Origin of the sequence: Alishewanella sp. WH16-1 (assembly GCF_001441695.1) — a bacterium.
GTDB lineage: Bacteria > Pseudomonadota > Gammaproteobacteria > Enterobacterales > Alteromonadaceae > Alishewanella > Alishewanella agri.
The window spans coordinates 22283-31681 of sequence record NZ_LCWL01000097.1; the positions used below are offsets into that span (position 1 = coordinate 22283).

Below are 9399 nucleotides of genomic sequence, written 5' to 3' on the forward strand. Positions count from 1 at the left end.
TGCCAATTGCTTGCTGTTGCTTTTTTGTGCTAGATTCTGCGCCCTTTTCCGACGAAGCTAGCCTGTGATGGATTTGTTAACTCTGACAATCGTCAATGCCTTTATCGCACTGGTGGCGACCGCTGTACTGGTATTGCAAGATAGTGCAGACCGGCAATTTCGTTATCAACGCTATTTTGTCCTGGCCGGCCTTTGCATGCTGCTAAACGCCAGTTTCAGCGCCTTAAGGTATGCCGGTTATCCTTTACCATACTGGTTATTTCCTGCCCTTACCAACAGCTTGAGTGTCGGAGCAAGTCTGGCGTTGGCCGCTGGCATTCACCGGCATCTACAAAAACCCGGCAAACGGCTCGGCTTGCTACTGGTATTCTTACTGATTTTTGCACTACATTTTGTCGATGCCATCAGTAGCAATCTGGGATACCGGATGCTGCTCAATATCCCGATAGTACTGATAGTTAATTTATGGTGTATTGCTATGCTTTGGCAGGCCCGCCACTCGGAGCTCGGTAAAGTCTATCTGGCCTTTATGGCGACCTTTATCTTTAACATCCTGCAATTTAGTGCTCGTTCAATCTATCTGTTGTTGGAGCAAACCCAGGTTGTTACGGCGAATTACAGCAGTCTGGTACACAGTATTGGTTTTTTTTGTCTTACCATGTTCGCCATTCTGGTCTTCTGCTGCATTATCATGCTGAGCCATCGCCAACAAAAGCTAATGCTGCAGCAGCTGTCTGAGCGGGATGCTTTGACTGGTGCCCTGAATCGCCGCACCCTGGACCTGCGACTGGCTGCTGAATTTAATCGTTGTCGGCGCAAGGGCAGCAGCCTGAGTTTGCTGCTACTGGATGCCGACCACTTCAAGAAGATTAATGATACGCTGGGGCACGCTGCAGGCGACCAAGCTGTGCAGCATATCGCCCATATCGCTGAACAACAGCTACGCGACTACGATTTACTATTCCGTTTTGGTGGCGAAGAGTTTTTATTGTGTTTACCCGATACCGAGCATCATATTGCACTGCAAATCGCCGAGCGACTACGTCAGAGTATCGAAAAACAAAGGGTACAACACACTGATCAATTTACACTGACCGTGAGCATAGGGGTAGCCAGCACTCCCGGAGCCACAGACTGGCAAAGTCTACTGACACAAGCCGACCAGGCGCTTTACATAGCAAAATCTTTGGGCCGCAATCAGGTGCAAAGCTTTTCCGCCGTGAAATCAACCCAGGTGGCGACTATCCCAAGCTAGCTAATCACAACCTAGATCCGCTATTGGTTTGGCGCATCATGCTGCCAGCATTTTCAGACAGCAAATTGTGATTAATTTTCATTATATTGGCCTAAAAGCCTATTTGAAGTTGACCGCAAGGTTATTTAGGTTATTAATTAAACAATACACTCTGTGCTGTGACGCTCATAGCTGGAGGACAACTATGCGTAAATACGCCTTATTGGCGCTGCTACTTGTGTGTCAGCCGGTCGCTGCACATTCCCCGTTACTGTTCTGTTATGAGCTACAAGAAAAATCGACTTTAAAAACCAGTCTGGGGGTTGGTTTAGAGCAGATTTTTGAGTTCCAGGCCAGGGTTGTTAGCGATGCTTTAGATAGCCTGGCAATGCCGTATCAACTGCAGCGACTACCCTGGCGTCGTTGTTTGGCAGCGGTAAGCCGGGGCGAGCTGGATGGGGCCATTGGGGTTGGCTGGACTGCTGAGCGCGATAGCGCATATCACTTTCCCAGATCACAATTGGAACTGGACCCAAGTAAGCGATTATTGCATCTGAATTATTCTATCTATACCCGATATGACAGCACATTGCAGTGGGATGGTCAGCAGTTAACCGGTATACAACATGGTTTAGCGGCACCCAAGGGCTACGTAGCAGAGCAACGTCTACAACAACTGGGCGTATGGCGTGAACTGGATACAGCTCTCGACTCTGGTATTGATTTGGTTTTAAAGCACCGCCTTGATGGTTACGTGTTGCCGGATGAAGTGGCGGCAGCGCAACTCAAAGGCCACTCCGAGGCTGATAAGATCCGCAAGCTCGAACCGCGGTTTATGGCGCAGCCACTGTACCTGGTTTTAAGCCGGAAAAGTAGCAAGCTTGACGACGAGCGGCGGGCTCAGCTCTGGCAACAAATTGAATTATCTCGAGAAAAGTTACTAGGTCAGCACTCGCAACAATCCACTCCCGAGCAACACTAATGTCTACTACTAGCGACTGCGCAACCAAAGCCCAAGCGCCGTACTATATCCCAGCGACTTAGCACTAATCTGCCCTTCTGCATTGATAACATAATAAGTCGGAAAAGCCTGAATCTGATAATCAGTAGCCAGCTGCTGGTTACCCAAGAGTACCGGAACCTCTAGATCTAAATCAGCAACAAAGTCCGCTACCTGCTGCGCTGAATCATACTGTAGCGCAATAGCGTACACCGCCAGCCCCTCGTTATCAGCCTGCAAATACTTCAAATTCGGCATACTCAAGCGACAGATACCACACCAGGGCGCAAAAAAGTACAGTAAGGTTTGTCTGCCCTGCAGCTCCGTCGAACGAAATAGATCCCCCTCTGCAGTCATAGCGATAAAAGCCGGCGCAGTACTGGCGCTCTTCAGCAAAGTCTGCTCTTTATACCAACTGATACCAAAGAACATGCAGCCTGCCAGCAATAGCGTTAACAGCCAGGATTTCATGACTTGCCCTCGAATAGTTTTAACTCGCGACTCTAGCTTGTTTAGCAGTGACGATCCAGTGCAGCTTGCGACTAAGCTGACTTCTGTTAATGTAATGCTTAAATGATGGTCTCGGGTCTCACTAAGATGCAAACACTAAGGATTTGGCAGCAGGCGCCTCATAATGCTTTTACCGATTTGATTTATTTTCACTATACCCTCTGGTGTGTATTTCGCGAAGGTAGCGCTCATGTCTCCCCTGATGGTCAGTTTCGGATCTTACGCTCCCTGGACGGTATTCACTGGCTCAGCTCTGCCGTGATCAGTATGGCGGGCGCAGATTTACGTGATGCAAAATTTAGTCTGCTACCTGATGGCCGCTTGATGCTTTATGGCGCCGGCGCTTTGCATGACAAAAGCCAGCAGAGCCATCAGAGTTTTGCCTGGTTTTCTGATAATGGTCTGGAGTGGTCAGCACCGGTCGCGATTGGTGAACCAAATTTTTGGTTATGGCGCCTGGCATGGTTCGGGCAGCAAGCCCTTGCCGTTAGCTATCATTGTGGCCAGCCACGTCTGGTAAGGGCGTATCAAACCCGGGATGCGAGGCACTTTGTACCCCTTGGTCAGGCGATTTATCAGGGCAGCTACGCTAACGAAAGCGCTATCTGCTTTGAGCCTGACGGTACCGCACTTTGTTTACTGCGTCGGGATCCCGAAAACGGCTTATTGGGTGTTGCGCGGCCACCCTATCATGACTGGCAATGGACAGATATCGGCTGTCGGATTGGTGGCCCGGCGATGCTCCGGTTAGCAGATGGCCAGCTTCTGGCTTGTGTACGCTTATATGATAAACAGGTTCGTACCAGTCTGTGCATGCTGGACCGGTTAACAGGAAAACTGACTGAATGGCAAGTGCTGCCGTCCGGTGGTGATTGCAGTTACGCCGGTATGGTCTTACGGGAAAATTGCCTCTATATCAGTTATTACTCGTCGCACGAGCAGCGCAGTGCGATCTACGTCACTCGATTGGAGCTTCGGGTCCCCAGTGGCGCCAACTTTTTACCGCAATAACTTTTTACCTGAAAGCCAGAGCCTTGAGTCAGCTTCGCTCTGAGCTTAATATAGCGGCTTTAAACTTAATAGAGTGATGTTATGACCGACGCGACTATCCGCCCCGAGTTACCAGATCGTTTATCAGTAAATCCACGCAGCAAATTTTACAACGCGGCTATCTTTGAGCACGAAGTAGGCATTAAGCTCAACGGCAAAGAACGTTTTGACGTGGAAGAATATTGCATCAGCGAAGGCTGGGTAAAGGTCGCCTCCGCCAAGGCACTGGATCGCCGTGGCCAGCCATTATTACTGACCGTAAAAGGTACCGTAGAAGCCTTTTACCGCTAACCAGCTGTTGCTAACTGCTGCGCCAGCTCCTCCGGGCGCAGCGTTAATACCTCTACCCCGTTTTCTGTTACCGCCACGGTATGCTCCCACTGTGCCGATAATTTCTTATCGCTGGTGACCACAGTCCAGCCATCTTTTTTGGTTTTCACCTTGGCGCTGCCCTGATTAAGCATCGGCTCAATCGTAAATACCATGCCGGGCTTTAACAGCATACCGCTTCCGGCGGCACCATAATGCAACACCTGCGGTGCTTCGTGCATCTCGCGGCCAATGCCATGCCCACAGTATTCCCGCACCACGCTATAGCCGCGGCTTAAGGCAAACTGTTCAATGGCAAAACCAATATCCCCAAGCCGGGCACCGGGCTTAACCGCTTTAATACCCAGCCACAACGCCTGATAACAGTCGGCCACCAACTGCCGGGCCGCCGGTGCCACCTCGCCAATCAGATACATCTTGCTGGAATCGGCAATAAAGCCATGTTTTTCCAACGTAATATCGACGTTGATAATATCGCCGTTTTTTAAGCGTTGACTGGCCGACGGCACGCCGTGACACACTACCTCATTCACCGAGGTATTTAGCACATAAGCAAAGCCATACTGGCCCTTACTGGCAGGGCGGGCCTGTAACTCATCGACGATATAGCGCTCAGCCAGTTCATTAATTTGCAGGGTCGAAATTCCGGCCGTGATCGCGGTATCCAGCATCGCAAACACCCGGGTTAACAACCGGCCAGCCTCGCGCTGTAATGCCAGCTCGGCTGCCGTTTTAAGCTGAACGCCGCTCATCCAGGCCCCCCGCCCATTTCACATCAGCCTGCTGTAACAACATCACCACCAATTGCTGATAATTAAGGGTCGGATGCAGCTCAGCCAGCATGCCCATTTTTAGCCAAAACTCCGCCTGCGCATTAATCGAGCGCGACATAGCGCCACTGGCTTTACGGATTTCTTCGTGTAGCTCATCGGCAATTTTTACAATACCCAAGTTCCTGACTCCTGCAGTTCGCAATATACGAATTATATATGAAGTATATATTCATTCCTAGCGCAATAATCGCAAGCGCCTTAAGCCGCGATCTAAGCGGATGCAGATCCGCGCTGCCTGCGCCAAAAGTCGCTATTATGATGTAAAGGCCGCTCTGGCGTAGCGTGGTCAGCCACGGCCAGAAAAATCGTCACCGTTATAGTTAAAGATTATGGAGCCAGGATGCGGCCAGCAAAGCGCAAAATAGTTATGCGCAAAGTAGTTATGCATAAAATAGTTATGCACAAAATAGTTATGGGGAGAGCATTGATGCAGAACGTTTTGATACCAAGAGTGTTGGCACTGTTAATCTGGCTACCCTTGCTACTAGTAAGCGGCTGCAGCGCCACCATTAGCTTGCCGGCACAGGTGGCAGAGCCGCGTGAAGTGCAGTTACTGCTGCATGGTCGGCACAGCTCTATTCTGCTAACCGCCGCCGATCAAAGCCGGCTGCGTTATTCCTTTGGTGACTGGGCCTGGTATGTTGCAAACGAGCAAAGCCTGGCCAGCGGCAGCCGGGCGTTATTTCTGGACAGTAAAGGTGCACTGGGCCGGCAACAGATCGCCCCGGCCAGCACCGGAGAAAACCTCGAAGCGCAAATCGGCGTTGGTATTAGCCAGCGCTGGCAATTTCAAGTTGAAGCCGCCAAAGTCGATGCCCTGATCCAAACCCTGGAGCAACAATTTCAGCGTAGTCAGATCGCGCCTTTTTATAGCCCTGAGCGCCATCTTAGTTTTATCCCCAGCGATAAGCCCTATACCATGCACTATAACTCCAACCATCAGGCCGCCGACTGGTTAAGAGCGCTGGGGCTTAAGGTAAAGGGTAACCCGGTATGGGGCAATTGGCAGCTTAAAGCCGCTCCAGACCCTCAGCATAACTAAGCGGTATTCACCGCTGTCGGACGCTTTAGCCAGCAAAAGTGCTGTTCAGAATAAAGAATTCTCGCCATAATCAGCTGCATACTCAGCCCGGATCACCGCCATGAAATATCTGATTAAACAAAAACTGCTTAGCCTAAGTGATAGCTTTAGCATTGAAGATGAGCGCGGCCGTGCGGCCTATATGGTAAAAGGTAAAGTCTTTAGCTTTAGCAGCAGCCAAACGCTGTTTAATGCCAGCGCCCAGCCATTACTAAAAATCCGCCGCAAATACCTGACGCTGTTACCCGCCTGCCGGATTGTGAATAACGATGGCAGCGAATGGCTGGTGCGCAAGCAGTTCTGGGCGTTTTTAAAAAGCCGCTTTGCGGTGGAAACGCCGTCCGGGCAATTAGAGATGACCGGCAATTTCTGGCAACACGAATATGAAATCCGCCAACAGGGCCAGCTGATTGCCAGTATCTCAAAAAAATGGTTTAGCTGGTCTGATACCTATGCGGTGCAGATCCTAAAACCGGAGTGGACGGCGCAACTCTTGGCCGTAGTAATAGTAATCGACCGCTTGCAGCATAGTGATCGTAATTCCGGCGTGGGAGATTAGCGATTTAACACTAATCCACATCCCACAACTCATCATCAGCCGCCCACAACGCCAACAACTGCGCCTGACGACTAAGTTGTTTTGCTTTGGCGGCCAAATCGCCGCTAAGCTCCGGGCTGCCTTGCCAGGCTATACCTTTATTGGCGGCAGCGGCAAGCGTGGTCCATTTATGCGCAAAGGCGGCCATTGCATCACGGGGTTCGGGTAAATCGGTGGCGCTAAGATGGTCAAACGGCACGGGTTGGGGCTGTGCGCCGGTGCTATCGCCGGCCAGGATCCAGTGCCCAACAAACCCCGGATCCTCTGGGTTTTCTACCGCCCATAACCCAACATAAGGCGCGGTATACCATTCCGGCCAGTCGCAAATCATACCATGCGGGATTTGCTGGGTTTTTACGTAAGTTTCAATAGCCGCAAACTGGCTGTCACACCAGGCCCAGTCTTGCGCGTCGTCTAAATCCATCTTTAAGCTCCAGCATTACATACAGTTGTTACCTATGGCTATGGTAACAACTTCTGGCAAACTTTACCTCGCAAGCTAACGGCTTTCTGAAGAAAAGGGGGCGGGGCTAATTAAGTCCCACCCCGCTCCACGAACACTTCGGGAACACCTAGGTATCTGACCAAGAAGGTCTCTGCTCCTACTCAGAATTCTTGCACTGTGGGGCGTAGTACAATTTCATTAATGTCAACATTCGCGGGTTGCTCAATAGCATAAGCGATAGCGCGGGCAACCGAATCAGCCGGAATTTCATTCTGCTGATAAAACGCCTGCACAAACTCAGCACTGGCAGCATGTTTGCTACCGTGTTTTAACTCAGACTCCACCGCACCGGGTAAAATAGTGGTAGTACGGATAGCCGCGCCAACTTCATGACGCAAGCCCTCGTTAATCGCGCGCACCGCAAATTTAGTGCCGCTGTACACAGTACCACCCGGACTAAACACCTTAACCCCAGCTACCGATGAAATCGTAATAAAATGGCCGCTGTTTTGTTTTTCAAACACCGGCAACGCTGCCGCAATACCGTATAACACGCCCTTGATATTGATATCGATCATCTGATCCCATTCAGCCACCCGGCGTGCCGACATCGGCGCTATTGCCATCAAACCAGCGTTGTTGATCATCACATCTAACCGGCCGTAAGTGCTAACGGCGAGGTTTACTGCTGCCTCCAAATCACTGGCTTTGGTGACATCGGTAACCTGATACACCGCTTCCCCACCTGCGGCGGTAATCTCTGCCACCAATTGCTGTAACCGTTCAGCCCGGCGCGCGACTACAACCAGTTTGGCACCGAGGCTGGCCAATAGCCGAGCGGTACTTTCGCCCAAACCACTACTGGCACCGGTAATTAATACGACTTTTCCTGCTACTGCATTTGCCTGACTCATACGCTGTTTCCTCGTCATCATTTAATGGGATGACATGCAGTATAAGCTGGTGCTATCCGCATAAAAATGGAACAATAAACACTTCAGAATTCCAGATACAGGAATTATCAATGCGCGATAAATTAGCGCTATTACGCATCTTTTGCACCGCGGCAGAACTCAGGCACTTTAAAGACAGTGCCACGAAACTGGCTATATCGCCGCAAGCCGTAACACGTGCCGTGCAACAATTAGAGCAACTCACCGGTGAGTTATTGTTTCATCGTAACACTCGCCAGATCAGGCTGACGCAATTTGGGCAGCAGTTTTATCAAGACTGTCGGCAACAACTGGTACAGTTAGAACAGCTACTCAGCCCACGCGCCGCCTCCAATGAACTTAGCGGCGAAATACGGCTCGCAGCCCCTGCAGCCATGCGCAGTATACTGGCACCGTTATTAATAGAATTTGCGCAACTACACCCACATATCGGTTTAGATTTGCGCTTATCCGATCAACACAGTGCGGTAGTCGATGAACAAATTGATTTAGGTATTCGCGCTGGTTTATTACGTGATCAGAGCTTTGTCGCTGTGCCGTTATCAGAGGTCGCCCTGTGGCTGGTTGCCAGCCCACATTACCTTAAGCAATTTGGTCAGCCCGCGACACTAGACGATTTGGCGCAGCATCAACAAGTGAGTATGCTGGATAACGCCACTGGTAAACCCTGGATCTGGTTTTTTAAAGACGGCGCAACCTACCAACCACGCAAAGTACGCTATCTGGTAAACGATGCCGAGCAGGAGCTGGCCGCCGCAACTGCCGGGTTAGGACTGGCTCAAGTAGCCGACTTTTTGGCGGCCCCGCAAATTAAACACGGTGCGCTAGTCAGGCTGCTTAAACACCACGAACCTACGCCCTGGCCATTATCGCTCTACCGGCCACAACGTGGGCCGGTATCCGCCAGAGTAAGGCTGCTATTTGATTTTTTAAGGAAGCGCCTTAGCGTCTAAATTGACTCATCTAATACTGAGCTCAAGATAGTGCCGATAGTAGATTATACGTAAGCGTCCATTTTAGGACGTATTGACGCCTTGCAGATTTATGCCAACCATCCTGACTAGACGTCTTTCATGATCCGCACCAGTCCTGGTGGGATTTTCCACTGACGGTTATCATCACTGACCACCATCACTGATTTCTTGTTGATTTTGATGACCACGCCAAACACCTGACATTCTGGCGATTTGAAGTGCACTTTTTGCCCTAATCTTAACCTTCCAGCCCCTTAGCTCCATAAGATTCTATTAAGTATTCAGAAAACTGCTTGAGCTACATTGAGGAAATATCAAAAAATGCAAATGCTGCACTGTCGCTCTAGTTGTTAATAAAAAAGACCGCAGATGCGTAATGCCGATCAGTTAA

At 50.3% G+C, this 9399-nt stretch carries 12 protein-coding genes; 7 read left to right on the plus strand and 5 right to left on the minus strand.

The genetic code is table 11. The features are described from left to right. Positions 1–67 precede the first annotated feature (67 nt). Together AAY72_RS09870 and AAY72_RS09875 are read left to right on the plus strand one after the other, a co-directional pair. Positions 68–1255 carry a GGDEF domain-containing protein gene (locus AAY72_RS09870; protein WP_057787210.1) on the plus strand — a complete coding sequence of 396 codons (1188 nt, stop codon included), beginning with the start codon at positions 68–70 and terminating at the stop codon, positions 1253–1255. Between the two features lie 184 nt (positions 1256–1439). Next, positions 1440–2216, plus strand: a complete 777-nt coding sequence (locus AAY72_RS09875; protein WP_057787212.1) for a transporter substrate-binding domain-containing protein — start codon at positions 1440–1442, stop codon at positions 2214–2216. A 9-nt stretch (positions 2217–2225) separates the two neighbouring features. Here the strand turns inward: AAY72_RS09875 and AAY72_RS09880 are convergent, their stop codons facing one another. Continuing rightward, positions 2226–2705, minus strand: a complete 480-nt coding sequence (locus AAY72_RS09880) for a TlpA disulfide reductase family protein (protein ID WP_008985409.1) — start codon at positions 2703–2705, stop codon at positions 2226–2228. A gap of 126 nt (positions 2706–2831) precedes the next feature. On the opposite strand from AAY72_RS09880, the gene AAY72_RS09885 reads away from it, so the two are divergent. Further along, positions 2832–3755 (plus strand): sialidase family protein, encoded by a 924-nt coding sequence (locus AAY72_RS09885; RefSeq protein WP_057787227.1) that lies wholly within the window; start codon positions 2832–2834, stop codon positions 3753–3755. An 81-nt stretch (positions 3756–3836) separates the two neighbouring features. Continuing rightward, the gene (locus AAY72_RS09890) at positions 3837–4085 is read left to right on the plus strand and encodes a DUF3297 family protein (protein WP_008985407.1); all 249 of its coding nucleotides are present in this window, start codon (positions 3837–3839) and stop codon (positions 4083–4085) included. On the opposite strand, the gene map is transcribed toward AAY72_RS09890, so the two are convergent. Next, the gene (gene map, locus AAY72_RS09895; protein WP_057787214.1) at positions 4082–4876 is read right to left on the minus strand and encodes a type I methionyl aminopeptidase; all 795 of its coding nucleotides are present in this window, start codon (positions 4874–4876) and stop codon (positions 4082–4084) included. The genes AAY72_RS09890 and map overlap by 4 nt on opposite strands. Next, positions 4857–5075, minus strand: a complete 219-nt coding sequence (locus AAY72_RS09900; RefSeq protein ID WP_008609322.1) for a ParD-like family protein — start codon at positions 5073–5075, stop codon at positions 4857–4859. The genes map and AAY72_RS09900 overlap by 20 nt, the downstream gene beginning before the upstream one ends. Before the next feature lie 309 nt (positions 5076–5384). On the opposite strand from AAY72_RS09900, the gene AAY72_RS09905 reads away from it, so the two are divergent. Both AAY72_RS09905 and AAY72_RS09910 read left to right on the plus strand, forming a co-directional pair. Further along, positions 5385–5999: a DUF2459 domain-containing protein gene (locus AAY72_RS09905; protein ID WP_057787217.1), complete on the plus strand. Its 615-nt coding sequence runs from the start codon at positions 5385–5387 to the stop codon at positions 5997–5999. A gap of 100 nt (positions 6000–6099) precedes the next feature. Further along, a complete protein-coding gene (locus AAY72_RS09910; protein ID WP_057787219.1) occupies positions 6100–6597 on the plus strand; it encodes an LURP-one-related/scramblase family protein in 498 nt (165 codons plus the stop codon). A gap of 10 nt (positions 6598–6607) precedes the next feature. Here the strand turns inward: AAY72_RS09910 and AAY72_RS09915 are convergent, their stop codons facing one another. Then, positions 6608–7060, minus strand: coding sequence for a DUF4826 family protein (locus tag AAY72_RS09915; RefSeq protein WP_057787221.1), 453 nt, complete (start codon positions 7058–7060; stop codon positions 6608–6610). Between the two features lie 182 nt (positions 7061–7242). After that, positions 7243–7995: an SDR family oxidoreductase gene (locus AAY72_RS09920; RefSeq protein ID WP_057787223.1), complete on the minus strand. Its 753-nt coding sequence runs from the start codon at positions 7993–7995 to the stop codon at positions 7243–7245. A 110-nt stretch (positions 7996–8105) separates the two neighbouring features. Between AAY72_RS09920 and AAY72_RS09925 the strand changes: the two genes are divergently transcribed. Then, complete coding sequence (locus tag AAY72_RS09925) at positions 8106–8987, plus strand: LysR family transcriptional regulator (RefSeq protein ID WP_057787225.1); 882 nt, start codon at positions 8106–8108, stop codon at positions 8985–8987. Positions 8988–9399 lie beyond the last annotated feature (412 nt).